This window comes from Gordonia sp. McavH-238-E, from assembly GCF_022348225.1.
GTDB classification, from domain to species: Bacteria; Actinomycetota; Actinomycetes; order Mycobacteriales; family Mycobacteriaceae; genus Gordonia; species Gordonia terrae.
The window spans coordinates 195,750-222,290 of the sequence record NZ_JAKRFE010000004.1 but is presented as its reverse complement, the minus strand read 5'-3'; the positions used below and the strand labels follow the sequence as shown (position 1 = coordinate 222,290).

The following is a 26,541-nucleotide window of genomic DNA, read 5'->3' as shown; positions in this document are numbered from 1 at the left end:
CACGCGGCATCGACCACGGTCAGGTGGGATGGCAGACGCGCACCGACCGGCCCGTCGGGGTGACGGGTCGGCGGAGGAATGGATCAGCGCGTGAGGGCGGGCGGTCCGCGGGTGTCGAGGGCGGCGATGGCGCGCAGACGGGGCCGCGCGTCGTCGTGTGTCGGGCGGGGGACGAGCCCGGTGACATCGTCGGCGGGCGGATCGAGAACGGCCCGGATGAGCGCGACGATTGCGGTCAGGACGCACAGGAGCGCCGGCTCGGCGACCCGGATCGCGGCCGCGGTCAGCAGTGTCGCGACCCCGTGCACCAGCAGCATCGACTGGCTGGGGGCGTGCGTGAGCGCCGCCGCGGCGGCGTGGTGGCCCGACGAGGCGTCGAGCGCGGTGAGGGAGATATGCGCGAGCAGTTGCCCGGCGGCGAGGAGCCCCATCGTGGCGACAAACCCCGGACGTCGCCGGGACATCGCGCCGATCGCCCAGCCGAGCGCGGTACAGGCGGCGGTCATGATCACGAGTGACGTCGTGGCGGGCAGGGAACCGGCCGCGAGTCCGTGTGCGGCCACCGCCGTACTCGCCGACAGCGCGCCGACGACCCCACCGCGGAGGCGGTGGAGGGCGCGCATGTCCGGGTTCACGCAAGGAGCATAGCGGCGGTGATCTCGCCCCGACTGCGGGCGGTCACCGAAAAGGCAGGTCAGCCCAGCACGAGGAGCCACGCGGCGACGTAGTGCAACAGGGCCGCGATCGCGGTGCAGGCGTGGAACACCTCGTGATGGCCGAAGGTGTCCGGCCATGGATCGGGCCAGCGCGCCGCGTAGAGGATGCCGCCGACACTGTAGAAGACGCCTCCGAGCGCCAGCAGCACCATGACGAGCACGCCGGTCTCGCTCACGAGTGCCGGGGCGACGGCCACGATCACCCAGCCGAGCACGATATAGAGGCTCACCCCGAGCCAGCGCGGCGCGCCGGGCCACGCGATCTTGAGGGTCGCACCGGCCGCGGCGCCCGCCCAGACGATGCCGAGTACCCACCAGCTGGTCGGTGAGGGCAGGCCCAGCGCGCAGAACGGTGTGTACGTGCCGGCGATGAACAGGAAGATCATCGCGTGATCGGCGCGCTTCATGCGGGTCCGGGCACGTGCGGTCTTCCACGGGATCCGGTGGTAGCCCGCACTGATCGCGAAGAGTCCGAGCACGGTGACCGCATAGACGGCGCACGGCACGACGGCGACGGGATCGCCGACCGTGGCCGCGCCGGTGACCAGGGCGAGGCCGGCGACCGCTGCCACGTAGGCCGAGTAGTGGTGGATGACTCCGCGCAGGCGTGGGCGGACGTCGACCGGTTGGTTCAGCAACGTGCTCACCGAACCTACGGTACCGTAACTTGACGCATCGGCGGCACGTCGGCGGCTCCGCACCGGCACGCAGGGCCGCACCGCCGGTGGCCGGCGAGATGCGTCTCGGCGCGTAAGGTGTCCTGCGTGACACGAGGCCGAGACGACGCCGGAACGATCCGACGATGAAGCTGCTGCCGGATCGGCTTCGACGCCCCGTCCTCTCGGTCTACGAACGCCGGCTCATCCAGCTCCTCGACACCGAGCGCCTGCCGCGGCATGTCGCGATCATCTGCGACGGCAACCGGAGGTGGGCGCGCGAAGCGGGTTTCGAGGACGTCAGCCACGGACACCGGGTGGGCGCACAGCGGATCGCGGACATGCTCGGCTGGTGTGCCGGGCTGGGTATCGAGGCCGTCACCATCTATTTGCTCTCGACCGAGAACCTCAACCGATCCTCCGACGAGCTGGACGCGCTCCTCGAGATCGTGCCGGACATCGTCGACGAGATCTCCTCGCCCGACGGTGAGTGGCGCATCCGCATCGTCGGCACCCTGGACTCACTGCCCGAGCCGGTGGCCGGGCGATTGCGGGCGGCCGCCGACCGGACCGCCGAACGGCGCGGGATGAACGTCAATGTCGCTGTCGGGTACGGCGGACGGCAGGAGATCGTGGACGCGGTTCGCGCGTTGCTCGAGGAAAAGGTGGCCGCCGGGGCGACTGCGACCGAGATGGTGGACGCGGTGACCGTGGAGGCGATCGATGCCAACCTCTACACCAAGGGTCAGCCCGACCCAGACCTCGTGATCCGTACGTCCGGAGAGCAGCGGTTGTCGGGATTCCTGTTGTGGCAGAGCGCCTATTCGGAGATCTGGTTCACCGACGCCTATTGGCCGGAGTTCCGCCGGGTGGACTTCTTGCGCGCCCTGCGCGACTATTCCGCGCGGAGTCGGCGGTTCGGCAAGTAGCCCCTCCGGTGTCGACCCGTACCGGGGTCAGTGTGCGATGGAGTCGGCCAGCAACCCGGTCAGCGCGCGGAGATCGCTGCTGAAGGTCGACGCCGCGGGAGTCCCGAAGCCGACACCTATCCCGCCGGTGGGGAGCGGATCGGCGTCGGGATGCCGGAACAGGGACTGCCCGGTCACCGCGACCCCACGTTCGTAGGCCCGATGTACTATCGCCCCTTCTTCGGCGTGCGCGACCGGGATGAGCGCGTGCAGGCCCGCGGCGACGCCGGGCACTTCCAGACCCACGCCGGCCAGGGCTGTCACCAGCGCGTCACGCCGGGTGCGGTAGGCCTGACGGCTGCGGCGGATGTGCCGGTCGTAGGCGCCCGAGCCGATCAGCTCGGCCAGCGTCAGCTGATCGACGATACTTGCGTCGGCTTCGCGGAATCCCTTGCCGCCCAGGATCGGTTCGACCAGATGTGCGGGAGCGGCCAGCCACCCGGCGCGGACGGCCGGCGACAGGCTCTTGCTCAGCGAACCGGTGTGGATGACGACGTCGGGTCCGAGGGCCTGCAGGGCGCCGACGGGTTCGCGGTCGTAGCGGAACTCGCCGTCGTAGTCGTCTTCGACGATGACCGCGCCGGTCCGTCGCGCCCAGTCGACGACCTGCATGCGCCGGGCCGGGGAGAGGGCGACACCGGTGGGGAACTGGTGGCTGGGGGTCAGCAGCACCGCGGCCGCGCCGGTGTGTTCGAGCTCGTCGATCACCATGCCGTCGGAGTCGATCCGCACCGGCACGACCCGGGCCCCGCCGCGCTCCAAGGCGTGCCGGTGGAACGGCAGTCCGTGGCTCTCCACCGCGATGACGCCGTCGATCACCGTGCGCGCCAACAGCTCCAGTGCCGAGAGGACCGAGGTGCCGAGGATGATCTGGTCCGGGCCGATGCGGACCCCCCGTGTGCGGGCCAGGTAACCGGTGAGCGCGCTCCGCAGCTCGGTGCGACCGCGGGGATGAGCCGGGCCGAAGGCCTCGTCCGAGGTGTCGGTGAGGGCGCGACGGGTGGCGCGGATCCAGTCGTTGCGGGGGAACATGCCGGCACACGGCCGTCCGAGCGAGAAGTCGTGGCGGAGTGCGGGCACAACGGTGGAGGCGCCGGGATCGTCGACCGCCGGTGGACGTGCGGCGCCGTCGGCGACCCGGGTGGCCGATCCCTGCCGAGCGGTCAGCCAACCCTCCGCGATGAGCTCGGAGTACACCGCCGACACGGTGCCGCGCGCCAGGCCGAGGTCCGCGGCGAGGGAACGGTAGGGCGGCAGGGCGGTTCCCGCGGGTAGGCGATTCTCGAGGATCGCCGAGCGCAGGGCCTCGGTGAGGGCCCGGCGCCGGGTGGCGCCCCGTCCGCGGGCACCGGCGGCGGGATCGGGCTGCAGGTCCAGGAAGAGGTCCGCGCCGAGCCGCTCGGCGACTTCGGCCCACGGATCGGGGAGCGTCGAATTGACCCGTTTTTCTGCCATCGGATTGGACCACTTTCTTGAGCTAATCGCGGCCTAGCCTAAACCCAGAACATCCAGTTGTCCGTCCTTGAGGAGGAACGAGATGAAGATCGTGATCGTGGGAGCCAGCGGCGCGCTGGGCAGTCGGGTCGCCGACCTGCTCGTCGAGCGCGGGCACGAGGTGGTGCGTGCCCACCGCGCGAGCGGCGTCGACGCCTACACCGGAAGCGGTCTGGCGGCGGCGTTCGACGGAGCCGACGCCGTCGTCGACTGCCTCAGTCTCCAGACGTTGAAGGCCGCGGCCGCGATCGACTTCTTCGAGACCACGGCGACCCACATCGGGCGCGCCGCCACCTCCGCGGGCGTCGCACACGTCGTCGTGGTGTCGATCGCCAATGCCGACGATCCCGCGGTGAATGCCAAATTCGGTTATTACCAAGGGAAGGCGGCGCAGGAAGCCGCCTATGCGAAGGTCGTGGACCCCGCCGCGCTCACCATCGTCGCCTCGGTGCAGTGGTTCGAACTCGCCGAGCAGATGATGTCCACGATGCGATTCGGCCCGATCGCCGCGGTGCCCCGGATGCGGTGTGCGCCGGCAGCTGTGGCCGACGTGGCGGTGGCGGTCGCCGACGAGGCGACGGCGAATCCGGCCGAAAAGCGGGGTCCGTCGGGCAGGCGGAAGGTCGAGGTGAGCGGACCGGTCACCATGGACCTGGTCGATGTCGCGAAAGCGGTTGCCGCGCAGACCGGCTCGCCGCGCTGGGTACTGGGCGTGCGGTTCGGCGGGCCGGCGATCCGGGGCGGCGGGCTGGTGCCCGCCCATCCGGATGTGGTCACCACGACGACGCTCGACGGGTGGCTGGCCGGTCGCGAGCGCGCCGGGGCGGGGGACCGGCGGTGAGCGCCGACACCCGGCCGCCGACGAGAATGTGGATACCGCAGGACAATCCATCGGTCTACAAGGCTCTGGTCGCACTGCAGCGGGCGGCGTCGGCCGGCGTCGACCCGGTGATCGCCGAACTCATCGTGATCCGCGTGTCGCAGCTGAACGGGTGTGCATACTGTCTGCACATGCACACCTCCGACGCCCTGGCCAAGGACATCGATCCGCACAAACTGATGCTGATCGCCGCGTGGCGCGAGGCCGGCCCGGCGTTCACGCCGGCCGAGCGGGCCGCGCTCGCCCTCACCGAGAGCGTCACGCGGATCGGGGAGAACGGCGTACCCGACGACGTGTTCGATTCGGTGCGCGCGCATTTCGACGCCACCGAGATGGGTCAGCTGGTCGCCTCGATCGTGATGATCAACGCCTGGAACCGCATCGCACTCGCCGGCGGCTACCCGGCCGGACTCGACGAACGCCGAGCCGCATCATCGGTCAGAGCTTCCGCAGGCGCACCCGGTTGATCGAGTGGTCGTAGTCCTTGCGCAACACCAGTGACGCCCGCGGCCGGGTGGGCAGGATGTTCTCGATCAGGTTCGGGCGGTTGATCGAGGTCCACAGATCCCGTGCCGCGGCCGTCGCCTGGTTGTCGGTCAGCGACGCGTACGCGTGGAAGTGCGAGTCCGGGTTGGCGAACGACGTCGTCCGCATCTGCAGGAAACGCGAGATGTACCAGGACTCGATGTCGTCGATCTTGGCGTCGACATAGATGGAGAAGTCGAAGAGGTCCGACACCATCAGCGTCTCGCCGGTCTGCAGCACGTTGAGGCCCTCGAGGATGAGGATGTCGGGCTGGCGCACATAGTGATAGACGTCGGGCACGATGTCATAGGCGAGGTGGGAGTACACGGGCGCGGCGACCTCGCGCGCACCCGACTTCACCTCGGTGACGAAGCGGAGCAGCGCCCGGCGATCGTAGGACTCGGGGAACCCCTTGCGGTGCAGTATGCCCCGGCGCTGCATCTCGGCGGTGCGGAGCAGGAATCCGTCGGTGGTGACCAGGTCGACCTTCGGATGCGACTCCCAGCGGGCGAGCAGGGCGGCGAGAACGCGTGCGGTCGTCGACTTCCCGACCGCGACGCTGCCGGCGATCCCGATGACGAAGGGCACCTGACGATTTGTCTGTCGCTCGCCGAGGAAGGTGGAGGTCGCCGCGAACAACCGTTGCCGCGCAGCGACTTGCAGGTGGATCAGACGTGACAGGGGCAGATAGACGTCGGCCACCTCGTCCAGGTCGATCTGCTCACCGAGGCCGACGAGCTCGGCCAGTTCGTCCTCGTTGAGGACCAGGGGCATGGACTCACGCAGTTCACGCCACTGCCTCCGGTCGAGCTCCAGGTACAGACTCGGATCCCGATCGGTGGCGTTGCGGGCCATCAGGGCAGCTCCGCCGATGTCGGATCCGCCGCTCCCGGAGTGATCATGCGTACAGCTTAGGGCGACGTGTGACGGCCCCGATCGGTAGCCTGCCGATATGCCGTCCTCGCCCGTCGCCGACGCCACCCGCGCCCGAAACCCGCTGGTGACCGAATACCTCCGACTCGGACTCGCCTTCGATCGCCTCGAACGGGGCTTCGTCGACGCCTACACCGGCGATCCCGCACTGCAAGCGGAGGTCGAGAACGGGTCCGTTCCCGATCCCGTCCGGCTCGCCGAACGTGCGCGCGGTCTGCTCGACGACCTGCCCGGTGCACTCGATGCGGCGCGCGCCGAATTCGTCGGTGCGCACCTTCGCGCGCTGGAGTGCTCGGCCCGGAAGTTCGCCGGCGACGACGTCGGGTTCGTCGACGAGGTCCGGGCCTACTTCGACGTCGACATCGAGATGGCCGACCCGGACCGCTACCGCCAGGCACATTCCGAGCTCGCGGAGGCGCTCGGCGTCCCGGGCGCCACCGGCGAGGAACTCCGCAGCGCCTATGCCGCGCACCGGCGTGCCGACGAGGTCCCGCCGGAGCGGGTGGACGAATGCGTCCGCGCGTTCAGCGGCGCCCTCCGCGAACGGGTTCGATCGACATACCCGTTGCCGGACAACGAGATCGTCGAGTTCGAGGTCGTCACCGACAAGCCGTGGTCGGGGTTCAACTACTACCTCGGGGATTACCGCTCGCGCGTGGCCATCAACGCCGACCTCACGCAGTACATGGCCTCCCTGCCGGCCCTCATCGCGCACGAGGCCTACCCCGGGCACCACACCGAACACTGCCGCAAGGAGCAACTCCTCCTCGGCGCCGGACACGACGAGCAGTCGATCTTCCTGGTCAACACGCCGCAGTGCCTGATGGCCGAGGGCCTCGCCGATCACGCCCTCGCCGCGATCGCCGGCACCGACTGGGGCGCGTGGGCGCAGGAGATCTACGCCGACCTCGGCCTCCGCTTCGACGCCGAGCGCGCCATGCGCGTCGGACGTGCCACGGCCGGGCTCCTGTCCGTCCGGCAGGACGCCGCACTCATGCTGCACGACCGCCATGCCGACGCCGACACGGTCGCCGAACACCTCCGCCGCTGGCTCCTCGCTCCCGAGGAACGGGCCCGGCAGATGCTGCGCTTCCTCACCTCACCGCTGTGGCGCGCGTACATCAGCACCTACGTCGAGGGTTATCGGTTGCTCGGGCAGTGGCTCGACACCGCTGACGACCGCGCCGCCGCCTTCGGACGCCTGCTCGACGAGCCACTCATCCCGGCGAGTCTGCGGCGGGAACTGGCACACCCTTCGTGACGTCCCTCCGCAGGCTCCGGGACTCCTCAGGGAGCGGGCGGGGAGTCTGCGGCGCGAACTCGAGTAGTCACTCGGCCCGCTCGCTTCGCTCCCGGCGCCTGGTCGAGTCGGCCCGCTCGCTTCGCTCCCGGCGCCTGGTCGAGTCGGCCCGCTCGCTTCGCTCCCGGCGCCGGGTACCTAGAATCGGGGCATGACCGCGAACCCGTCATCCGTGAACTCGATGTCCCTGGCCGAGCTCGACCCCGATGTCGCCGCCGCCATGAACGGCGAACTCAGCCGCCAGCGCGACACCCTCGAGATGATCGCCTCGGAGAACTTCGTGCCGCGCGCGGTCCTGCAGGCGCAGGGCAGCGTGCTCACCAACAAGTACGCCGAGGGATATCCGGGACGCCGCTACTACGGCGGCTGCGAGTACGTCGACGTCGTCGAGGACATCGCACGCAACCGTGCGAAGGAACTGTTCGGCGCCGACTTCGCGAACGTGCAGCCGCACTCGGGTGCCCAGGCCAACGCCGCGGTGCTGCAGGCGCTCATGGAGCCGGGGGAGACCATGCTCGGTCTCGACCTCGCCCACGGCGGTCACCTCACCCACGGCATGCGCCTGAACTTCTCCGGCAAGCTCTACGAGAACGCCTTCTACGGCGTCAGCAAAGAGGATTTCCGCATCGACATGGACGAGGTGCGCAAGATCGCCCTCGACGTGAAGCCGAAGGTCATCGTGGCCGGCTGGTCGGCGTACCCCCGGACGCTCGACTTCGAGGCGTTCCGGTCCATCGCCGACGAGGTCGGCGCCCACCTCTGGGTCGACATGGCGCACTTCGCCGGCCTCGTCGCCGCCGGACTCCACCCGTCACCGGTGCCGCACGCCGACGTCGTGTCCTCGACCGTGCACAAGACGCTCGGCGGTCCTCGTTCGGGAATCATCCTGGCCAAGCAGGAGTGGGCCAAGAAGCTGAACTCCGCGGTCTTCCCCGGGCAGCAGGGCGGTCCGCTCATGCATGCCATCGCGGGCAAGGCCGTCGCCCTGAAGATCGCCGCCACCGAGGAATTCGCCGAGCGCCAGCGCCGCACCCTGTCCGGTGCCCGGGCTCTCGCCGAGCGACTCACTGGCTCCGACGTCGCCAAGGCCGGGGTCTCGGTGCTCACCGGTGGTACCGACGTCCACCTCGTCCTGGTCGACCTGCGCGACAGCGCGCTCGACGGCCAGCAGGCCGAGGACCTGCTCCACCAGGTCGGTATCACCGTCAACCGCAACGCGGTGCCCTTCGATCCGCGTCCGCCCATGGTCACCTCGGGCTTGCGTATCGGTACTCCCGCGCTGGCCACGCGCGGCTTCGGCGACGAGCAGTTCACCGAGGTCGCCGACATCATCGCGACCGCGCTCGCCGCCGGTGAGTCCGCCGACGTCACGGCCCTGCGCGGGCGCGTGTCCAAGCTCGCGCTCGACTTCCCGCTCTACGAAGGTCTCGAGGAGTGGGGCCTCATGAGCCGGATCTGACCTCGATTGCCCGGCCGGGCATCGCGTCAGTATCCTTTCACCGATGAACGCCCTCACTGAAGACGACCTGATCATCGCACTCGAGAAGGCTCTTCCCGAGATCGCGGAAGACCACCAGTCGGCTGCGAGCCCCTGGAATCCGCACGACTGGGTGCCGTGGGACGACGGACGCAACTTCGGGTTCCTCGGCGGTTCGGACTTCGATCCGTCGGAGGCCTTCCTGTCCGACGAGGCACGCGCCGGGCTCCTCGCGCTCCTGCTGACCAAGGACAACCTGCCGTCGTATCACCGGGTGCTGGCCAAGCACTTCCCGGCGTTCTCCGACTGGCGGCAGCTCGTGGGCGTGTGGACCGCCGAGGACAACCGGCACGCCATCGTGCTGCGCGACTACCTCGTCGTCCGGCGCGCCATCGATCCGGTGGACGCCGAGGAGCGTCGCCGCATCCACGTCACGCAGGGTTACCGGCAGATCCCGGAGCAGGTCGACCCGCTCGGCCCGCTCGACGTACTCGCGCTGATGGCCGTGCACGAGAACCAGTGCGTGCACTTCATCAAGCGCCTGACGGCGGTTGCCGGCGACGAGACACTCGTCGAGATCCTGACGAAGATCGCCAATGACGACCAGGGGCAGGCAACCACCTTCGGCGCGTTCCTCAACGCCGGGATCATCGCCGACCAGGACGCCACCGTCCTCGCCATCGACAGCGCGCTGGCCCTCGACGAACCCATCGGCCACGACATCGCCGATTTCGACGCCGAGCGCGCTCTCATCGCCGACTACGAGGACGACGACGTGAAGGCGGCCATCGCCGCGGCACTGGCCGACGCGGTCAAGCTCGACACCGTCTCGGGACTCGGCACGGAGGCGGAGGCCGCGCGCACCCGCATCCTCGCGCGCGCCGGCCGCTGACTCCTCGGCCCACCGCGACGGCATCGCGGACATGAACACGGCGCCACCGGGACGACAAAAGTCCTGGTGGCGCCGTGTTGCGTCTCCGCTCCTCACGATACGGCGGTTTACCCACAATTCACGCCGACACACCCGATTCCGGCGCGCCGCCTGAGGTTTTCGCGCGTACGTTGGCGAGTGACGGACCGCGGGGAAGCGGTTCGTTCGGGAGGTTCAATTCGTGGTTTGTGCGAACAACGCGAGGGGGCCGGCCCCGGTCCTCGTCCACCCCGGCTGACGCCGGGACAGCGGACAATTGGACCGCCGGTCGACCAACACCGGTTTGTGCGGGTGCCGCACGAATGTAGGAGCCCCACGTGACCACACGCACCTACGTCCTCGATACCTCCGTGCTGCTGTCCGACCCCTGGGCGGTCATGCGCTTCGCCGAACACCACGTCGTACTGCCACTGGTGGTCATCAGCGAACTCGAGGGCAAACGTCACCACCACGAACTCGGCTGGTTCGCACGTGAGGCGTTGCGCATGCTCGACGACATGCGACTCGAACACGGTCGGCTCGACCTGCCGCTCGAGATCGGCGATGACGGCGGCACCCTCCAGGTGGAGCTCAACCACACCGACCCCGCGGTTCTGCCCGCCGGATTCCGTACCGACTCCAACGACTCCCGCATCCTCGCGTGTGCCCTGAACCTGCGCGCCGAGGGCAAGGACGTGACCCTGGTGTCCAAGGACACGCCGCTGCGTGTGAAGGCCGGCGCGGTGGGGCTGGCCGCCGACGAGTACCACGCCCAGGACGTCGTCGTGTCGGGGTGGTCGGGCATGACCGAACTCGACGTCGAGACCGCCGCGATCAACACGCTGTTCGCCGAGGGCGTCGTGGACATCGACGAGGCCCGGGAGCTCCCGTGCCACACCGGAATCCGATTGCTCAGCGCCACGTCGAGTGCGTTGGGCCGGGTGAATGCCGACAAGCGGGTGCAGTTGGTACGTGGCGACCGTGAGGCCTTCGGACTCCACGGACGGTCGGCCGAGCAGCGGGTCGCGCTCGATCTGCTCCTCGACGACAGCGTCGGGATCGTGTCGCTCGGCGGCAAGGCGGGCACCGGCAAATCGGCGTTGGCGCTCTGCGCGGGACTCGAAGCCGTCCTGGAGAAGCGCACGCAGCGCAAGGTTGTCGTGTTCCGTCCGCTGTACGCGGTCGGTGGGCAGCAATTGGGCTACCTGCCCGGTAGTGAGTCGGACAAGATGGGTCCGTGGGCGCAGGCGGTGTTCGACACCCTCGAAGGACTCGCGTCACCGGAGGTCATCGACGAGGTTCTCAGCCGCGGGATGCTGGAGGTGCTGCCGCTGACGCACATCCGTGGACGTTCACTGCACGACTCGTTCGTCATCGTCGACGAGGCGCAGTCGCTGGAACGCAACGTGTTGCTCACCGTTCTCTCCCGGTTGGGTTCGGGGTCGCGGGTGGTGCTGACGCACGACGTCGCCCAGCGCGACAACCTCCGGGTGGGCCGTCACGACGGTGTGGCCGCAGTCATCGAGAAGCTCAAGGGGCACCCGCTCTTCGCACACATCACGCTCACCCGCAGCGAGCGTTCGCCGATCGCCGCACTGGTGACCGAGATGCTCGAGGAGTTCGCACCGTAGTCGGCGGCTCATCGGCCCGGGGTGCGTGATCTTCGGCCACACAACAGGTTCGGCCCGTAACGCGAAGGCCGCGTCGACTTCCCGAGGGGCGGGAGTCGACGCGGCCTTCGGTGTCGGATCAGGCGGTCGGCGGTTCGATCGGGGTGAAGTCGCCCAGCGCATTCAACAGGTCGACGATGGCGGTGAGCAGTTCGACGTTCTCCAAGGATGTCATTTGTTCTTCCTTTGATCGACTGGCTATCCGGTGTGACGAACGCCTTCTCGAGGCGACGTCGTTTGCGACAGTAATGATTTAATAACAAACGCGCAAACACGATCCTGGCTATTTCGATAAATAGACCAGAATGGTTTCTGGGAATCACGAGTTGTCCTGCATCGCAAATCATGACAATTCACAGTTTTTCTATCGAGAACCGCATTTCACGGGCGGCGCGCGAGTGGTCTGAGGGGTACCGGCCGACACCCGATCCGAACCGCACCGTGACCAGGACGTGACTCATCGACTCTTGCGCACTGTCACACTGGTGTGGTGCAGAAGTTACTGATGAGGCAAATGAGACTGTTGGGACTACTGGTGATCGCGGTGCTGGCCGCGACTGTCGGCGGTGCCGGCCAGTCGCTCGCCGCCCCAGAGACAACTACACCCGGGACGACGACGCCGGAGACCTCCACGACGCCGGGTCCCGGCGCGACGCCCGGATCGGAGATTCCGCTGCTCGACGGCATCCTCGACCAGTTGGCGGGGACCGGATCGGCCGATGGCGCCGACGCACCCGGAACGGGCGGGGCGACCAGCCAGATGATCGTCGTCACGGCGCCGAAGGCGTCCGACACCACCGCCACCCTGACGGCGTTCGACAAGGGCGCCGACGGTGGGTGGAAACCGGTCATCGGCCCGACGAAGGCATCGCTCGGATCGCTGGGCATGGGGGAGCCGAAGGACAACGTCCACCGGACGCCGGAGGGCACTTTCGCGCTCGACCAGGCGTTCGGCCGCGCGGCGAACCCCGGTACCAAGATGCCCTACCTCAAGGTCGACCAGCAGGACTGGTGGGACTCGAACATGAAGTCGCCGACCTACAACACGCACGTGCGGCAGCCGCAGAGCCCGGGCGGGGACAGTGAGAACCTGTACAACTCCGGGCCGGTCTACGACTATGCGGTCAACATCGCGCACAACCCGCAGCGCACCCCGGGCCGGGCCTCGGCGATGTTCCTCCACGTCACCAACGGTCAACCGACCATGGGCTGTGTCGCGATCGAGCGTGAACTGATGAAGCAGATCCTTGTGTGGCTCGATCCGGCGAAGAACCCGAAGATCACCATCGGGGTCAATCAGGGGGCACCGGCCGGCGAAGCGCCCGGAGCAACCCCTCAAACCGCTCCGGGCACGACGCCTCCGGGGACGACACCGCCCGCCACGTCGGGTGTCCCGGGTGCCGATGTCCTGACCGGACTGCTCTCCCAGCTGGTCGGTGTGGTTCCCTCGTTGTTCGGACTCGCCGGTCAGGCGGGCTGACGGCGAGCCGCATCCGGACTAGGACGTCGAGAGGCTCATCCGGGCGCATCGGCACCCCGGGCACCATGTGGTGTCGGTGCCGATGTGCCAGCCGTTGACCCGGGCGAGGTCATCCAGATCAGACCGACGGAGGCGAATGCGGACGGTGAAGCTGCGTCCGCAGCTGTCGCAGTTCCGGTCGAAGGGAGACCCCTCGGTTTCCACAGGTGCGGAAACAACTGTCATCTCGGTGGACCTTCTGTCGTTCGGTGAGGCATCGGGTCGCGGTCGTCCGATAGCCCTCCCACATCAGGACGAGCGACCATTTCAGTCTCAGCATATGTGATGTAGATCTCAAGGGTCCAATGACACATCGTTCGATCGACGTCGCCGGCACCGGCTCATCGACCGGACGGGAGGACCATGACCGGGCATCGGGCTCCCTGCAGGACAGCGCGGGCGGTCGAACCCAGCAGCATGTGGTCGAAGCCGCCGCGCCCGCGGGCGCCGACCACCACCAGCTGCGCGGCCTGTGCGTGATCGAGAAGTGCTCGCGCTGGACGATCCCGAACGACGGAGCGCCGAACCCGGACCGTCGGGTGGTCTGCGAGCAGCGAACGGAGTTCGTCGTCGAGCCAGCCCGTCGCAACCCGGGTGCGCAGGTTCCGCCAGGCGATCAGGTCGTGCTCGGGTGACAGTGTCGTCGGATCACGGTCGGACCCGTCCGAGTCGCTCCAGGCGTGGACAACCGTGAGGGCGACACCGCGGACCGCTGCCTCGGCGAAGGCGGCGGTCGCGGCCCGGCGACTCGCGCGCGACCCGTCCACGCCGACCACGACCGCAGCCGACAACGATTCACGAACGACCGGACCCGGGTCACGGACCACGGTCAACGGACTCCGGCAGTGTTCGGCGAGTGCAACCGCGACCGATCCCAGCGGAACGCGGTCGGCTGCGCGATGACCTCGGTTGCCGACGACCAGCATCCGCGCCGCCGACGATGCGTCGAGCAGAGTGGGTATGGGCGGTGCGCACTCGATCCGGCTGGTGATCCAGTCGATCTGAGCGGTCGTCTGACCCGACTCCGCGATCGCCCGGCGCGAGTCCGACAGCGCCCGCTCGGCGCGCCTCCGCAGTGGCTCGAGGGCCTGCGGGCTCTCGGCGACGAGGCCGGCCGACGGGCAGGCCGCGGACACGAGCTGGAGCGGTGAATCGTGCAACCGGGCATCGCGTGCCGCCCAGCACGCCGCCGTGCGGGCGGTGGCCGAACCGTCGATCCCGACGATCGTGGACGCAGTCAACGCGGTTGCCCCCTCTGCAGGCCGCACACCGGTGACCCCCGTGGGGTCCGTGCCTTCCAGTACACGACCCCGCGTCACGGCGCGCATGCGACGAAGATCCCCCACCGTGGGGACCGAGGACCCTGTCGGGGAGGGCTCAGCGTCGTCGATCGCGGTTCGCGGCCTTGGCCGCGTACACGGCCGCCTGCGTGCGCCGTTCCATCCCGAGCCGGCTGAGGAGTCGCGAGACGTAGTTCTTGACGGTTTTCTCCGCGAGATGCATGCGAGCGGCGATCTGACGGTTCGTCAGACCCTCTCCGAGGAGGGCGAGCAGTGTGCGGTCCTGTTCGCTGAGACCGTCGTCCACGGGCTTCGCGGCGTCCTGTCGCGCGCGTAATCGGTCCATCAGGGCCGCGGCGGCGCGGTTGTCGAGCAGCGATCGACCGGCGCCGACCTCCGTGATGGCCCGTGCCAGCTCCATACCGGTGATGTCCTTGATGACATAGCCGCTGGCCCCGGCCAGGATGGCGTCCATCATCGCCTCGTCGTCGGTCAGCGAGGTCAGCATGAGACAGCGGAGGCCGTCCACCCTGCTCAGCAGGTCGCGGCACAGCTCGATGCCGTTGCCGTCGGGCAGCCGGACATCGAGTACGGCGACGTCCGGCGACACCGCGGGAATCCGCGCCAGCGCCTGCGCGACGGACGCGGCTTCGCCGACCACCTCCACGTCGGCTACGGAGTCGAGGAGTTCGACAAGACCCCGGCGGACGATTTCGTGGTCGTCGACCAGGAAAACCCTGATCATGCCGTCTCCTTCCGGCACCGGACTCGAAAAGTGTACGGCGTGGTGAGCGAAATCGGCGAATGTGCGCATGCCGAACAAACGATTTCCCCGATACCGGGAACCGAAACATCGTTCGAGGGGAAGCGCGGCGGTCGCTGTGGTCTCTGACTATGATCCGAATATGGTTTCCGAATTCTCGGAACTGGACCCGAGATCGCTCGAATTGCAGAAAGCGCTGTCGCAGATGCGTTTGCGCGAGTTGCTCGACGAGGTCTCCGACCGGATCGGTCAGATCGCCGACGTGCGCGATCAGACCGACGGGCTTCTCCAGGCGATGCTCGTCGTCAGCTCCGGGCTCGACCTGGAAACCACACTCGAATCGATCGTCGCGTCGGCGATCCGGCTGGTCGACGCCGAGTACGGCGCGCTCGGTGTGCTCGGCAGCGGCCACCACCTGTCCGCATTCCTCTCGCAGGGCATCGACGACGACACCCGCGTGCTGATCGGCAACCTGCCCACCGGGGGCGGCGTCCTCGGCCAGCTCATCGATCAGCCCGAACTCCTGCGACTGTCCGACCTGTCCGAGCACCCCGAATCGGTGGGATTCCCCGCCAATCATCCGCCGATGACGAGTTTCCTCGGCACCCCGATCCGGGTTCGGGACGAGATCTTCGGCAATCTCTACCTGACCGAGAAGAAGAACGGCGGTGTGTTCACCGAGGACGACGAGGTGGTGATCCAGGCGCTGGCCTCGGCGGCCGGGATCGCGATCGACAACGCCCGGCTCTACGAGCAGGCACAGAATCAGCTGGCCTGGATCGAGGCCAACCGCGACGTGATGACCGAATTGCTGACCGGCGCAGACCATCAGGATGTCCTCGAACAGATCGCACGGAAGGTGCTGAACCTCGCCGATGCCGACCTCGTCTTCATCGCCGAACCCCACGACACCGAGGAGCCCGTCGAACTGATCGACGAACTCGTCATCACGGTGGCCGAAGGAGCCGACGGGCACGTGTTCCGCGGGCAGAGCATCCCCATCACCGGGTCGACGTCGGGAACCGCGTTCGTCCAGCGGACCCCGGTACTCCGGAACCACCTGGAATACGACGTCGGCGATTCGACGCGCTACGGGCCGGTCATGGCCGCCCCGCTGCGCACGGCGGATTTCACCAGAGGCGTGCTGATCGCGATGCGGGCCGACGGACGAGAACCGTTCGCGCGGGATCTCCTCGGCCTCAGCGCGGACTTCGCCGACCAGGCCGCACTGGCACTGCAGCTGGCCACCGCGACGATGCAGACCCACCAGATGCGGGTCCTCGAAGATCGGGAACGCATCGCCCGCGATCTACACGATCACGTGATCCAGCGGATCTTCGCCGAGGGACTCAGCCTGCAGGCAACACTGCAGCGCACCCATTCACCCGACATCCGCTCGCGACTCACCCGCTCCATCAACAACCTGCAGGACATCGTCCAGGAGGTCCGGACGACCATCTTCGATCTGCAGGCCGAGGACATGACGGTGACCCGTCTGCGGCAGCGTGTGCAAGAGGTCATCGACCAGCAGATCGACGATCTGCCGATACAGATGCATGTCCGGACCTCGGGTCCGTTGTCGGTGGTCGAGCCGCCGCTGGCCGAGCACGTCGTCGCCGTGACGCGCGAGGCGGTCAGCAACGTCGTCAAGCACGCCCGGGCGACGACGGTGACGGTGTCGATCGCGGTCGCCGACGAACTCGTGGTCGAGGTCATCGACGACGGTATCGGCCTGCCGTCGGACGTGACCCCCAGCGGCCTGCGCAATCTCGCACTCCGCGCGGAGAAGGTCGGCGGCGAGTTCACGCTGACCACTCCGCCGGACGGCGGTGGTCTCGCGCTGCGGTGGTCAGCGCAGCTCTAGCGGGGACGGGTCGGTCTCGGCGGGCAGCCGCCAGGCCGATGTCCGCTCGGTCAGCCAGGCCAGGGAGTGCAGCCCGGTCAGCACGCCGAAGAGCACCAGCAGCCACACCGACAACCCGATGATCGCGCAAGCGACGAAGGCGGCGAACAGAACGACGAGAACGGCCGTGAAGGTGATGACGGTCCCCCTGGGAGAGGCTGGCTCCGACGGTGTGCGGAGAAACGGACCCCCACACCATCCACCGGTGGCGCACCCGGCGGGAGGGGCCGAAGGTCACCGACGGGAGGGCCAAGGACCAAGCGGACGTCAGCTCCGACGGCCTCGCTTCAGCTCGAAGCCGGCCACGTGGCCGCGGGGGTCGTCGTCCCGCGGCGCCGTCGCCATCTCGATCTGTGTCCGCGCCTGATCGAGCACGGGAGTGTCCGGGTCGAGGACCGAGAGGTATCGGTCGTGCGCGGCCAGAGCGTGCACGGCCGTGTCGATCTGATCCTCGACCTCGACGACGTGCGTCGCCGCCGGGCCGTTCTCGAACAACCACAACGGTGGCGACTCCAGGGCGTCGTAGGTGTCGAGCACCGCCGCCGCGAACTCCATGTGGTCACGCTGGTTCGGCATCCCCGGCGCCCATTCGGGGCCGCCGAACAGCGACACGATGACCTGCGGGCGGACGCGGTCGACGGTCTCGGCGATCTTGGCCCGCAACTCGGGGACATTGCGGATGTCGCTGTCCGGAAAGCCCCAGAACTCGACCTCGTCGACGCCGACGATCGACGCCGACGCGCGCTGCTCGGCTTCCCGCAGCGGGCCGCATTCGGCCGGTGCCAGACCCTCGATGCCCCGCTCGCCGCTTGAGGCCAGCGCGTACACCACGCGTCGACCCTCGCCGGTCCACCGGGCGACGGCCGCCGCCATCCCGTATTCGGGATCATCCGGGTGGGCGACGAGCACGAGCGCGGTCTGCCAGTCGGTGGGGAAGGGAAGCAGTTGCGCCGCCACGGTTCTCAGCGCTCCCGGTCGAGATTGGCCATCTTCAGCACGTCGAGGCGGGCGTCGAGCTCGTCCTCGGTCAGTTTCTCGCCGACCAGGCCGCGGTCGAGGACGGTCTCCCGGATCGTCTTGCCCTCCTTGAGGGCCTGCTTGGCCACGGCTGCCGCCTCCTCGTACCCGATGGCGCTGTTGAGCGGGGTGACGATCGAGGGCGAACTCTCCGCGAGCGTGCGCAGCCGCTCGGTGTTGGCCCGCAATCCGGCGATGCACCGGTCGGCGAACAGCCGCGCGACGTTCGCGAGCAGCTTCTCCGATTCGAGGACGTTGCGCGCCATCATCGGGATGTAGACGTTGAGCTCGAACGCTCCGTTGCCGCCGCCCCAGGTGACCGCGGCGTCGTTCCCGATGACCTGCGCCGCGACCTGTGTGACCGCTTCGGGCAGAACGGGATTGACCTTGCCCGGCATGATGGAGCTGCCCGGCTGCAAGTCCGGGAGCAGGATCTCACCGAGTCCGGTGAGTGGACCCGAGCCCATCCAGCGGACGTCGTTGGCGATCTTGGTGAGTGACACCGCGATCGTCTTCAGTTGACCGGAGAGTTCGACGAGCCCGTCGCGGGCCGCCTGGGCCTCGAAGTTGTCCTTCGCGAGGGTGAGGGACTCGACGCCGGTCAGCCGCACGAGTTCGGCGACGACCTTGGTGCCGAAACCGGCCGGCGCATTGAGGCCGGTACCGACGGCGGTGCCGCCGATGGGCAGTTCCCCGACGCGGGGGAGAGTCGCAGTGATCCGCTCGATACCCGCCTCGACCTGGCGCGCGTAGCCGCCGAACTCCTGACCGAGCGTCACCGGTACGGCGTCCATCAGGTGCGTGCGACCGCTCTTGACGACCTCACGCCACTCGGTTGCCTTGTCGCCCAGCGCCTTCTGCAGGTGCTCGAGCGCCGGGATCAGATCGGTGACGGCAGCTTCGGTCGCGGCGACGTGCGTCGCCGTCGGGAACGTGTCGTTCGACGACTGGGACATGTTGACATGGTCGTTGGGGTGGACGTCCACGCCGCGTGACTTCGCGATCGACGCGATGACCTCGTTGGTGTTCATGTTCGAGCTGGTGCCCGAACCGGTCTGGAACACATCGATCGGGAACTGGTCGTCGTGGAGACCGTCGGCGATCTCGGTCGCCGCGGCGACGATCGCCTCGGCCTTCTCTGTGTCGAGGAGGCCGAGGTCGGAGTTGACCGTGGCGCAGGCCGCCTTCAGCAGTCCCATCGCGCGGATCTGCGTGCGCTCGAGCGGGCGTCCGCTGATCGGGAAGTTCTCGACCGCGCGCTGCGTCTGGGCCCGCCACAGGGCGTCGACGGGCACCCGGACCTCGCCCATGGTGTCGTGCTCGATGCGGTACTGCTCGTCTGCCTCGGTCATCGGTGACTACTCCTTCGATCGAATCCTTATGCCGCTCAGCGGAACGTTCACGGCCCCGCTCGGGTCGGTGAAAAAGTCGTTGCCCTTGTCGTCAACAACGATGAATGCGGGAAAATTCTCGACCTCGATCTTCCACACGGCCTCCATGCCGAGTTCGGGGTACTCGATGATCTCCTGGCTCTTGATGCAGTCGAGCGCCAGACGTGCCGCGGGCCCGCCGATCGAGCCCAGATAGAAACCGCCGTGCGAGCCGCAGGCCTCGGTGACCTGTTTGGATCGATTTCCCTTGGCCAGCATGACCATCGAGCCACCCGCGGCCTGGAACTGCTCGACGTAGCTGTCCATCCGGCCGGCCGTGGTCGGCCCGAACGATCCCGACGCCATGCCCTCGGGGGTCTTCGCCGGTCCCGCGTAGTAGACGGGGTGGTCGCGCAGGTAGTCGGGCATCGGCTCGCCTGCGTCGAGACGCTCCTTGATCTTGGCGTGGGCGATGTCGCGCGCGACGACCAGCGGCCCGGTCAGCGACAGACGCGTCTTGACCGGATACTCCGAGAGCTGCGCGAGGATCTCGGCCATCGGCCGGTTGAGGTCCACCTCGACGACTTCGCCGCCCGAGATGTCCTCGGCCACACCGGCTGCGGGCATGTAGCGGGCCGGATCGGTCTCGAGCTGCTCGAGGAAGACCCCGTCGGCGGTGATCTTGCCGAGGGCCTGCCGGTCGGCCGAACACGACACCGCGATCGCCACCGGGCACGACGCGCCGTGGCGGGGCAGGCGGACGACGCGCACGTCGTGGCAGAAGTACTTGCCGCCGAACTGTGCTCCGATGCCGAAGGACTGGGTCAGTTCGAAGACCTTGTCCTCGAGCTCGAGGTCACGGAACCCGTGGGCCGACATCGAACCCTCCGTGGGCAGGTTGTCGAGATAGTGCGCCGACGCGTATTTGGCGGTTTTGAGCGCGAATTCGGCTGAGGTACCGCCGATCACGACGGCGAGGTGATACGGCGGGCACGCCGCCGTGCCCAGTGAGCGGATCTTCTCGTCGAGGAACGTGAGGATGCTCGTCGGGTTCAGGATCGCCTTGGTCTCCTGGAACAGGAACGACTTGTTGGCGCTGCCACCGCCCTTGGCCATGAACAGGAACTTGTATTCCGGACCCTTGGGTCCCTGCTCGGTCGCGTAGATCTCGACCTGCGCGGGCAGGTTGGAGCCGGTGTTCTTCTCCTCGTAGGTCGTCAGCGGGGCCAGCTGCGAGTACCGCAGGTTCAGCTGGGTGTAGGCGTCGTAGACACCCCGGGAGATGGCTTCGGCGTCGTCGGTGCCGGTCAGGACCCCTTCGCTCTTCTTGCCCATCACGATCGCGGTGCCGGTGTCCTGGCACATGGGCAGCACGCCGCCGGCGGAGATGTTGACGTTCTTGAGCAGGTCGAGGGCGACGAAACGGTCGTTGCCCGACGCCTCCGGGTCGTCGATGATCTTGCGCAGCTGCGCGAGGTGAGCCGGGCGCAGGTAGTGGCTGATGTCGTGCATGGCCTCGGCGGTGAGCCTCCGGATGGCCTCCGGATCGACCTGCAGGAAGGTCCGACCGCCCGCGGAGAACGTGGACACACCGTCGGTCGTGATCAACCGGTACGGGGTCTCGTCGGCGCCGGTGGGGAGCAGATCGGAGTAGAGAAACTCGGGGGCTGAGGCTGGTTTACTCACGGACCGCATCGTATCGCCCGACGAGAACGGCCCCACGCCAGAGGTTCGCTCGTCGTCGAGCCTCGTGGACATGGGGCCGGTTCCGGGCCCGGGATCGGAAGTCACCGCATTCGGTGCGATCTCAGAGATCGAGACGCGAGTACCCGCGGAGCTTGGCCGGCTTGTGCACGGCCTCGATACGACGGACGGTGCCGGACTTCGAACGCATCACCAGCGACCGGGTGGTGGCACCGTTCGGCCGGTAGGTGACGCCGCGCAGCATGTCGCCGTTGGTGACACCGGTGGCGCAGAAGAAGGCGTTCTCGCCGCTGACGAGGATGTCGTTGGTCAGGACGCGGTCGAGGTCGTGGCCGGCGTCGAGGGCCTTCTGGCGCTCCTGGTCGGTCTGGGGCCACAGCTTGCCCTGGATCTCGCCGCCCATGCACTTCATCGCCACCGCGGTGATGATGCCCTCGGGGGTGCCGCCGACGCCCATCAGCATGTCGACGGTGGAGTAGTCGTCGGCCGCGGCAACCGCACCGGCGACGTCGCCGTCGGAGATGAGGCGGATCTTGGCGCCGGCCTGACGGATCTCGCCGATCAGATCGGCATGGCGCGGACGGTCGAGGACGATGACCGTCAGGTCCGCGACGTCGATCCCCTTCGCCTTGGCGACCGAGTTGATGTTCCACTCGACGGACTCGTTGATGTTGATGGCGCCCTTGGCGTCCGGCCCGACGGCGATCTTGTCCATGTAGAACACGGCTGACGGGTCGTACATGGTGCCGCGCTCGCTGACGGCGAGCACCGAGATCGAGTTGGGGCGGCCCTCTGCCATCAGCGTGGTGCCGTCGATGGGGTCGACGGCGACATCGCAGTCGGGGCCCTCGCCGTTGCCGACCTCCTCGCCGTTGTAGAGCATCGGCGCCTCGTCCTTCTCGCCTTCGCCGATGACCACGACACCGCGCATCGACACCGACGAGAGAAGTTCGCGCATCGCGTCGACGGCGGCGCCGTCACCGCCGTTCTTGTCACCCCGGCCGACCCATCGCCCGGCCGCGAGAGCAGCCGACTCGGTCACGCGGACCAACTCCATCGCGAGGTTGCGGTCCGGGGCCTGATGGGTGCTGGCGGTCATGGGCAATCGACTCCTCTGTTCGACGCTGATCGGGGAGCGCCGAGTGATTGTGGCGGTGGTCTCAGAGACCATCCTTGCATGTCACACCGGGCATTCGGTCAGTGACCCTGCTGGTGGGATACTCGGCGCCATGGCAGACAAACCCCGCATTCTGATCAACGGCAAGGACATGTTCTGGTCGTTGGTGCCGTTGCTCGCCCTGTGCGCGCTGGTGCTGATCGCGTCGGGGAACTGCTCGGTCGGGGCGTCGAAAGACGTGGCCGACAGCAAGCTGCCGCCGTTCGACGTGGTCAGCGCTTTGAATGCCGACGCGAGTCAGCTCCCGTTCCCGATCCGCCGCCCGCCGACGCCGGCGGGGTGGCGGCCCAACTCCGGTTCGTCGGACGCGATCGAGGGGCACCGGATCAGCACGGTGGGGTGGCTGAGCAGCGGTGGCGCGTATGTCCAGCTCAGCCAGACCGATGCGCCGGAGGACGTGTTCGTGCCGTATATGGGCGGGAGTCGGGGTGATTTCGGCGACATCGCCGGCACCGGCACCCGGCAGGCAGGTGGGCGCCAGTGGGTGACCTACGAGACGGCGGAGGGCAAGAAGTTCTGGATCACCGATCTCGGCGCCGTTCGCATCGCGGTGCTGTCGCGGGGCAGCGATGCCGACATCGAGACGATCGCGTCGTCGGTCGTCGCCCAGGCCCCGCTGCGAATGGGGTAGCGCACTACTCGTGAGGACCCGGGTCGGAGTCCATAGCGTCGTCTCCAGGAGGCGCTCATGGATGGGGGATCCGGGTTCGGGCCACACTTCGTGTGGACGCGACTCGTAGTGGTGGCCGCGGTCCTGGTGATGCTGGTGGTGGTCGTTCCGGGGCAACGTGCGGGCGCGATCGTCGTGCACGCCATACCGCCCGCCGCAGTGGCGGCGACCGCGCCCGGTCCGGGTCTGGGGCCATCCTCCGAAACCGTGGTGGGGCGGCCGCTTTCCTCCCGATCGAGGGGCCGGGAGGATCGTCGGCCGGTCCTCGCCCGAGCCGCTGCGCGACCGTCCGCCGAACATGCTCGCGTCAGCGCTCTCGACCGCGAGGTGCTCGCGCGGTTCGACTGATCAGTCGTCGTCCTCGTCGTCGGGGTCGGTGCTCTTCTCGGAGATGACCGCCTCGATGCGTTCCCGTGCTCCGCGCAGGTGCTCCTCGCAGCGCGTGGCGAGGGCCTCGCCGCGTTCCCACAGTGCCAGCGAGGCGTCGAGATCGAGCCCGCCGTGCTCGAGCGTGGTGACGATCTCGGCGAGCTCGTCCCGTGCCTCCTCGTATCCGAGTTCGTCGATGGGGGTGAATGTCTCGTCGGTGCTCACGCGTCTCCTCCGTCTGTCTGCGCGTTCGTCGGTCTCGTGGCGGATCGGGCGCGGGAGCGTCGTGGGGCGGGTCCGTCGACCCGTGCGGTCGCGGCGCCGTCGGCGACCCGGATGCGCAGGGACGCGCCCGGTGGCAGGTCCGCGAGGGCGCCGACCACATGCGGCGGGTCGGTGTCGGTGCGCTGGACCACCGCGTAGCCGCGCGCCAGCGTCTGCGCGGGACCGAGGGTGGACAGTCGCGCGGCGAGATGGTCGCCGCGGCGTTCCTCGGAGTCGATGTGGCGCAACACATCCCGACGCAGCGCGCGGACCAGCTCGGCCACCCGCGCGGCTTCGGAGTCCACCAGCACCCCGGGACGGGCCAGTACCGGACGGGCCCGGAACGACGCCACGACGCCGGACTCCCGGCGCACCCAGTTGCGCAGCGCCTGCGCACTGCGGCGACGCAGGTCGGCGATCCCGGCGAGTTCGGCCTCGACGTCGGGGACCACGCGTTTGGCGGCATCGGTCGGGGTCGCCGCGCGCAGGTCCGCGACGAAATCGAGCAACGGATTGTCCGGTTCGTGCCCGATCGCGCTGACCACCGGTGTCCGGCATCGTGCGACCGCGCGCAACAACGCCTCATCGGAGAAGGGGAGCAGGTCTTCGACGCTGCCCCCGCCCCGCGCGATGATGATGACCTCGACATCCGGATGTGCGTCGAGTTCGGCGAGATGGGTGAGGATACGGGCGACGGCCGTCGGACCCTGCACGGGCGCTTCCCGGATGTCGAACCGTACGTCCGACCAGCGTGCCGTCGCCACGCTCACCACATCGTGCTGGGCGGCGCTCGCGCGTCCGCTGATGAGTCCGACGGCCCGCGGCAGGAAGGGCAGCGGCCGCTTGAGGCGCGCGTCGAAGAGTCCCTCGGCGGCCATGAGCTGCCGCAGTCGTTCGATGCGCAGCAGCAGCTCGCCGATGCCCACCGCGCGTATCTCGCTGACCCGCAGGGAGACCGTGCCGCGGCCGGTGTAGTAGCTCGGCCGGCCCAGGACCACCACGGAACTGCCGTCGGTGAGCGGAACCTCGGTGCGCGCCAAGAGATCCGGGCTGCACGTCACCGAGATCGAGATGTCCGCGGCGGGGTCGCGGAGGGTGAGGAATGCGGTCCGGGTACCCGGGCGCCGGCTGATCTGGGTGACCTGACCCTCCACCCAGATCTGTCCGAGCCGATGGATCCAGTCGGCGATCTTGGTGTTCACCGTCCGGACCGGCCACGGGTGTTCGGCCGAGTTCGGCGACGAGGAACGTCGCGGTGTGTCGCTCGTGTCGGCCCCGGTCACGCTTCGGTGGAGCGCTTGTTCTGCGCGGCTATCCGGTTCTCCAGCATCGTCACGAACGGAGCGCGGTTGCGGGCGGTCTTCTCGTAGTCGACGAGCGCCATCAGATCGTCGATGGCCACCGAGCGGAGTCGGGCGCGCAGTTGGGCGAGGGTCAAGGAGTCGTAGTCGATGAGTTCGACGATCTCGGGACCCGAGCCGTTGGAGGCGCCCACCGCCTCGGCGCCCGGCACCTCGGCCGCGACGACGTCGTCGGGGGTCGAGCTGTACAGCGCGAAGCGTCCGGCGTCGGCTCGCGGCGGCGCGGCGAGATCGGCGTCGGTGGCGGCCTCCTCGACCTTGTCGTCGATGCTGGTCGGTGCGGGGGTCTTTGCTGCCGGCTCGCGATCCGGGGTCGGTGTGGCGGGAGCGGGCGTCGAGTCCGGCTCGAGGGCCTCCGCCTCGTCCTCGTCGAAGCGCGCCCATTCGGGCTGCTCGTCGGGTCGGTCGAAGAACATCTCGAGAGCGGCGTCGCCCTTGATGGCCAGTTCGGCGATGTTCTGCTGCGCCCGCATGCCGGCCTGCAGTGTCTGGCTGACCGCGGTCATCGGCAAGGTGATGAGGAGCGCCGGGAGCTTCCGTGTCTCCTCGAGGGCGGTGACGATCAGACCTGCGGCTATCCGGGCCGGGTATGGTGCGCGATCCATGCCAACACTCTGCCATCACGGGCAACGCCGCGTAACCCGTACCCTGGGAAGCATGTCTGAGACGAAGCGTGTCCTGCTCGCCGAACCCCGGGGCTACTGCGCTGGTGTCGACCGTGCGGTGGAGACCGTCGAGCGTGCGCTCGACAAGCACGGCGCTCCCGTCTACGTGCGCAAGGAGATCGTCCACAACCGGCACGTCGTGGAGACCCTCGCCGAGCGCGGTGCGATCTTCGTGGGCGAGACCGACGAGGTGCCCGAGGGTGCGATCGTCGTCTTCTCGGCGCACGGGGTCTCCCCGCTGGTCCACCAGACCGCCGCCGAACGCAATCTGCGGACGATCGACGCGACCTGTCCGCTGGTCACCAAGGTCCACCAGGAGGCCAAGCGGTTCGCGCGCGACGACTACGACATCCTGCTGATCGGTCACGAGGGCCACGAGGAGGTCGAGGGCACGGCCGGTGAGGCCCCCGAACACATCCAGCTGGTCGACGGCCCCGACAGTGTGGACTCGGTCACGGTGCGCGACGAGTCCAAGCTCGTGTGGCTGTCGCAGACCACCCTCTCCGTCGACGAGACCATGGAGACCGTCCGGCGCCTGCGGGAGAAGTTCCCGCTGCTCAACGACCCGCCCAGCGACGACATCTGCTACGCCACCCAGAACCGCCAGGTGGCGGTCAAGGCGATGGCGCCCGAGTGCGATCTGGTGATCGTCGTCGGGTCGCAGAACTCGTCGAACTCGGTACGCCTCGTGGAAGTGGCGCTGCAAGCGGGTGCCCGGGCCGGCCACCTGGTCGACTACGCACGGGAGATCGACGAGACCTGGCTCGAGGGTGTCGCCACCGTCGGCGTCACCTCCGGCGCATCGGTGCCCGAGGTCTTGGTCCGCGGCGTCCTCGACTACCTGGCCGAGCGCGGCTACGGCACGGTCGAGACGGTCAACACGGCCAACGAGACGCTGACCTTCGCGCTTCCGCGCGAGCTGCGTCCCGCGCGTTCGTCCAGCTGACGAC

At 68.5% G+C, this 26,541-nt stretch carries 26 protein-coding genes; 12 read left to right on the top strand and 14 right to left on the bottom strand.

The window, feature by feature from the left end:
• Positions 1-83: 83 nt before the first annotated feature.
• Positions 84-635, bottom strand: coding sequence for a hypothetical protein (locus tag MHN80_RS07360; protein WP_239400599.1), 552 nt, complete (start codon positions 633-635; stop codon positions 84-86).
• Positions 636-694: 59 nt separating this feature from the next.
• Positions 695-1,363, bottom strand: coding sequence for a hemolysin III family protein (locus MHN80_RS07355; RefSeq protein ID WP_239400597.1), 669 nt, complete (start codon positions 1,361-1,363; stop codon positions 695-697).
• A 155-nt stretch (positions 1,364-1,518) separates the two neighbouring features.
• Between MHN80_RS07355 and MHN80_RS07350 the strand changes: the two genes are divergently transcribed.
• Entirely contained in the window at positions 1,519-2,301 is a 783-nt protein-coding gene (locus tag MHN80_RS07350) for an isoprenyl transferase (protein WP_004019366.1), read from the top strand.
• A 27-nt stretch (positions 2,302-2,328) separates the two neighbouring features.
• Here MHN80_RS07350 and MHN80_RS07345 read toward each other — a convergent pair whose 3' ends face one another.
• Entirely contained in the window at positions 2,329-3,795 is a 1,467-nt protein-coding gene (locus tag MHN80_RS07345; RefSeq protein ID WP_239400595.1) for a PLP-dependent aminotransferase family protein, read from the bottom strand.
• 82 nt (positions 3,796-3,877) lie between these two features.
• Here MHN80_RS07345 and MHN80_RS07340 point away from each other — a divergent pair, with 82 nt between their 5' ends.
• Positions 3,878-4,675, top strand: coding sequence for an SDR family oxidoreductase (locus MHN80_RS07340; protein WP_239400593.1), 798 nt, complete (start codon positions 3,878-3,880; stop codon positions 4,673-4,675).
• A gap of 26 nt (positions 4,676-4,701) precedes the next feature.
• Positions 4,702-5,181 carry a carboxymuconolactone decarboxylase family protein gene (locus MHN80_RS07335; protein WP_239400801.1) on the top strand — a complete coding sequence of 160 codons (480 nt, stop codon included), beginning with the start codon at positions 4,702-4,704 and terminating at the stop codon, positions 5,179-5,181.
• On the opposite strand, the gene coaA is transcribed toward MHN80_RS07335, so the two are convergent.
• Positions 5,153-6,094 (bottom strand): type I pantothenate kinase, encoded by a 942-nt coding sequence (gene coaA, locus MHN80_RS07330; RefSeq protein ID WP_004019361.1) that lies wholly within the window; start codon positions 6,092-6,094, stop codon positions 5,153-5,155. The two genes, MHN80_RS07335 and coaA, sit on opposite strands and share 29 nt — an antisense overlap.
• Positions 6,095-6,191: 97 nt before the next feature.
• On the opposite strand from coaA, the gene MHN80_RS07325 reads away from it, so the two are divergent.
• The 5 genes from MHN80_RS07325 to MHN80_RS07305 all read left to right on the top strand — a co-directional run bounded on the left by MHN80_RS07325 (position 6,192) and on the right by MHN80_RS07305 (position 13,009).
• On the top strand, positions 6,192-7,433 hold the full coding sequence (locus MHN80_RS07325; RefSeq protein WP_239400591.1) for a DUF2268 domain-containing protein: 1,242 nt from the start codon (positions 6,192-6,194) through the stop codon (positions 7,431-7,433).
• Between the two features lie 190 nt (positions 7,434-7,623).
• Positions 7,624-8,931 carry a serine hydroxymethyltransferase gene (gene glyA / locus MHN80_RS07320; protein ID WP_101819148.1) on the top strand — a complete coding sequence of 436 codons (1,308 nt, stop codon included), beginning with the start codon at positions 7,624-7,626 and terminating at the stop codon, positions 8,929-8,931.
• Positions 8,932-8,974: 43 nt separating this feature from the next.
• On the top strand, positions 8,975-9,841 hold the full coding sequence (locus MHN80_RS07315; RefSeq protein ID WP_239400589.1) for an acyl-ACP desaturase: 867 nt from the start codon (positions 8,975-8,977) through the stop codon (positions 9,839-9,841).
• A 356-nt stretch (positions 9,842-10,197) separates the two neighbouring features.
• A complete protein-coding gene (locus MHN80_RS07310) occupies positions 10,198-11,490 on the top strand; it encodes a PhoH family protein (RefSeq protein WP_004019356.1) in 1,293 nt (430 codons plus the stop codon).
• A gap of 553 nt (positions 11,491-12,043) precedes the next feature.
• On the top strand, positions 12,044-13,009 hold the full coding sequence (locus tag MHN80_RS07305; RefSeq protein ID WP_101819146.1) for a L,D-transpeptidase: 966 nt from the start codon (positions 12,044-12,046) through the stop codon (positions 13,007-13,009).
• 380 nt (positions 13,010-13,389) lie between these two features.
• Here the strand turns inward: MHN80_RS07305 and MHN80_RS07300 are convergent, their stop codons facing one another.
• Both MHN80_RS07300 and MHN80_RS07295 read right to left on the bottom strand, forming a co-directional pair.
• Positions 13,390-14,289: a universal stress protein gene (locus tag MHN80_RS07300; protein WP_239400587.1), complete on the bottom strand. Its 900-nt coding sequence runs from the start codon at positions 14,287-14,289 to the stop codon at positions 13,390-13,392.
• Positions 14,290-14,425: 136 nt separating this feature from the next.
• The gene (locus MHN80_RS07295) at positions 14,426-15,073 is read right to left on the bottom strand and encodes a response regulator transcription factor (protein ID WP_239400585.1); all 648 of its coding nucleotides are present in this window, start codon (positions 15,071-15,073) and stop codon (positions 14,426-14,428) included.
• A 160-nt stretch (positions 15,074-15,233) separates the two neighbouring features.
• Between MHN80_RS07295 and MHN80_RS07290 the strand changes: the two genes are divergently transcribed.
• A complete protein-coding gene (locus tag MHN80_RS07290) occupies positions 15,234-16,955 on the top strand; it encodes a GAF domain-containing sensor histidine kinase (RefSeq protein WP_239400583.1) in 1,722 nt (573 codons plus the stop codon).
• Here MHN80_RS07290 and MHN80_RS25680 read toward each other — a convergent pair.
• The 5 genes from MHN80_RS25680 to glpX form a co-directional block, all read right to left on the bottom strand.
• Positions 16,941-17,063: a hypothetical protein gene (locus tag MHN80_RS25680; protein WP_255220170.1), complete on the bottom strand. Its 123-nt coding sequence runs from the start codon at positions 17,061-17,063 to the stop codon at positions 16,941-16,943. The genes MHN80_RS07290 and MHN80_RS25680 overlap by 15 nt on opposite strands.
• A gap of 198 nt (positions 17,064-17,261) precedes the next feature.
• Entirely contained in the window at positions 17,262-17,951 is a 690-nt protein-coding gene (locus tag MHN80_RS07285) for a PIG-L deacetylase family protein (RefSeq protein ID WP_239400581.1), read from the bottom strand.
• Positions 17,952-17,956: 5 nt separating this feature from the next.
• On the bottom strand, positions 17,957-19,363 hold the full coding sequence (locus MHN80_RS07280) for a class II fumarate hydratase (RefSeq protein ID WP_239400579.1): 1,407 nt from the start codon (positions 19,361-19,363) through the stop codon (positions 17,957-17,959).
• 6 nt (positions 19,364-19,369) lie between these two features.
• Positions 19,370-21,067 carry a fumarate hydratase gene (locus MHN80_RS07275; RefSeq protein ID WP_101819276.1) on the bottom strand — a complete coding sequence of 566 codons (1,698 nt, stop codon included), beginning with the start codon at positions 21,065-21,067 and terminating at the stop codon, positions 19,370-19,372.
• A gap of 121 nt (positions 21,068-21,188) precedes the next feature.
• Complete coding sequence (gene glpX / locus MHN80_RS07270; protein WP_004019347.1) at positions 21,189-22,184, bottom strand: class II fructose-bisphosphatase; 996 nt, start codon at positions 22,182-22,184, stop codon at positions 21,189-21,191.
• A gap of 130 nt (positions 22,185-22,314) precedes the next feature.
• Here glpX and MHN80_RS07265 point away from each other — a divergent pair, with 130 nt between their 5' ends.
• A complete protein-coding gene (locus MHN80_RS07265; RefSeq protein WP_239400575.1) occupies positions 22,315-22,893 on the top strand; it encodes a DUF4245 domain-containing protein in 579 nt (192 codons plus the stop codon).
• A 57-nt stretch (positions 22,894-22,950) separates the two neighbouring features.
• Positions 22,951-23,280 carry a hypothetical protein gene (locus MHN80_RS07260; protein ID WP_239400573.1) on the top strand — a complete coding sequence of 110 codons (330 nt, stop codon included), beginning with the start codon at positions 22,951-22,953 and terminating at the stop codon, positions 23,278-23,280.
• Here MHN80_RS07260 and MHN80_RS07255 read toward each other — a convergent pair whose 3' ends face one another.
• From MHN80_RS07255 to MHN80_RS07245, 3 genes are read right to left on the bottom strand one after another with little or no spacing between them, the layout of a single operon-like run.
• On the bottom strand, positions 23,281-23,526 hold the full coding sequence (locus tag MHN80_RS07255; protein WP_004019344.1) for an exodeoxyribonuclease VII small subunit: 246 nt from the start codon (positions 23,524-23,526) through the stop codon (positions 23,281-23,283).
• Positions 23,523-24,848: an exodeoxyribonuclease VII large subunit gene (gene xseA / locus MHN80_RS07250; RefSeq protein WP_101819141.1), complete on the bottom strand. Its 1,326-nt coding sequence runs from the start codon at positions 24,846-24,848 to the stop codon at positions 23,523-23,525. The genes MHN80_RS07255 and xseA overlap by 4 nt, the downstream gene beginning before the upstream one ends.
• On the bottom strand, positions 24,845-25,531 hold the full coding sequence (locus MHN80_RS07245; RefSeq protein ID WP_239400571.1) for a lipid droplet-associated protein: 687 nt from the start codon (positions 25,529-25,531) through the stop codon (positions 24,845-24,847). The genes xseA and MHN80_RS07245 overlap by 4 nt, the downstream gene beginning before the upstream one ends.
• Before the next feature lie 52 nt (positions 25,532-25,583).
• Here MHN80_RS07245 and MHN80_RS07240 point away from each other — a divergent pair, with 52 nt between their 5' ends.
• Positions 25,584-26,537: a 4-hydroxy-3-methylbut-2-enyl diphosphate reductase gene (locus MHN80_RS07240; protein ID WP_239400569.1), complete on the top strand. Its 954-nt coding sequence runs from the start codon at positions 25,584-25,586 to the stop codon at positions 26,535-26,537.
• The last annotated feature ends 4 nt before the right edge of the window (positions 26,538-26,541 follow it).

Bases quoted from the DNA above. Each gene is read 5' to 3' on its own strand.
- MHN80_RS07350 (WP_004019366.1), top strand. From the start codon at position 1,519: ATGAAGCTGCTGCCGGATCGGCTTCGACGCCCCGTCCTCTCGGTCTAC.
- MHN80_RS07345 (WP_239400595.1), bottom strand. From the start codon at position 3,795: ATGGCAGAAAAACGGGTCAATTCGACGCTCCCCGATCCGTGGGCCGAA.
- MHN80_RS07340 (WP_239400593.1), top strand. From the start codon at position 3,878: ATGAAGATCGTGATCGTGGGAGCCAGCGGCGCGCTGGGCAGTCGGGTC.
- MHN80_RS07335 (WP_239400801.1), top strand. From the start codon at position 4,702: ATGTGGATACCGCAGGACAATCCATCGGTCTACAAGGCTCTGGTCGCA.
- coaA (WP_004019361.1), bottom strand. From the start codon at position 6,094: ATGGCCCGCAACGCCACCGATCGGGATCCGAGTCTGTACCTGGAGCTC.
- MHN80_RS07325 (WP_239400591.1), top strand. From the start codon at position 6,192: ATGCCGTCCTCGCCCGTCGCCGACGCCACCCGCGCCCGAAACCCGCTG.
- glyA (WP_101819148.1), top strand. From the start codon at position 7,624: ATGACCGCGAACCCGTCATCCGTGAACTCGATGTCCCTGGCCGAGCTC.
- MHN80_RS07315 (WP_239400589.1), top strand. From the start codon at position 8,975: ATGAACGCCCTCACTGAAGACGACCTGATCATCGCACTCGAGAAGGCT.
- MHN80_RS07305 (WP_101819146.1), top strand. From the start codon at position 12,044: ATGAGACTGTTGGGACTACTGGTGATCGCGGTGCTGGCCGCGACTGTC.
- MHN80_RS07295 (WP_239400585.1), bottom strand. From the start codon at position 15,073: ATGATCAGGGTTTTCCTGGTCGACGACCACGAAATCGTCCGCCGGGGT.
- MHN80_RS07290 (WP_239400583.1), top strand. From the start codon at position 15,234: ATGGTTTCCGAATTCTCGGAACTGGACCCGAGATCGCTCGAATTGCAG.
- MHN80_RS07280 (WP_239400579.1), bottom strand. From the start codon at position 19,363: ATGACCGAGGCAGACGAGCAGTACCGCATCGAGCACGACACCATGGGC.
- glpX (WP_004019347.1), bottom strand. From the start codon at position 22,184: ATGACCGCCAGCACCCATCAGGCCCCGGACCGCAACCTCGCGATGGAG.
- MHN80_RS07265 (WP_239400575.1), top strand. From the start codon at position 22,315: ATGGCAGACAAACCCCGCATTCTGATCAACGGCAAGGACATGTTCTGG.
- MHN80_RS07260 (WP_239400573.1), top strand. From the start codon at position 22,951: ATGGATGGGGGATCCGGGTTCGGGCCACACTTCGTGTGGACGCGACTC.
- MHN80_RS07245 (WP_239400571.1), bottom strand. From the start codon at position 25,531: ATGGATCGCGCACCATACCCGGCCCGGATAGCCGCAGGTCTGATCGTC.
- MHN80_RS07240 (WP_239400569.1), top strand. From the start codon at position 25,584: ATGTCTGAGACGAAGCGTGTCCTGCTCGCCGAACCCCGGGGCTACTGC.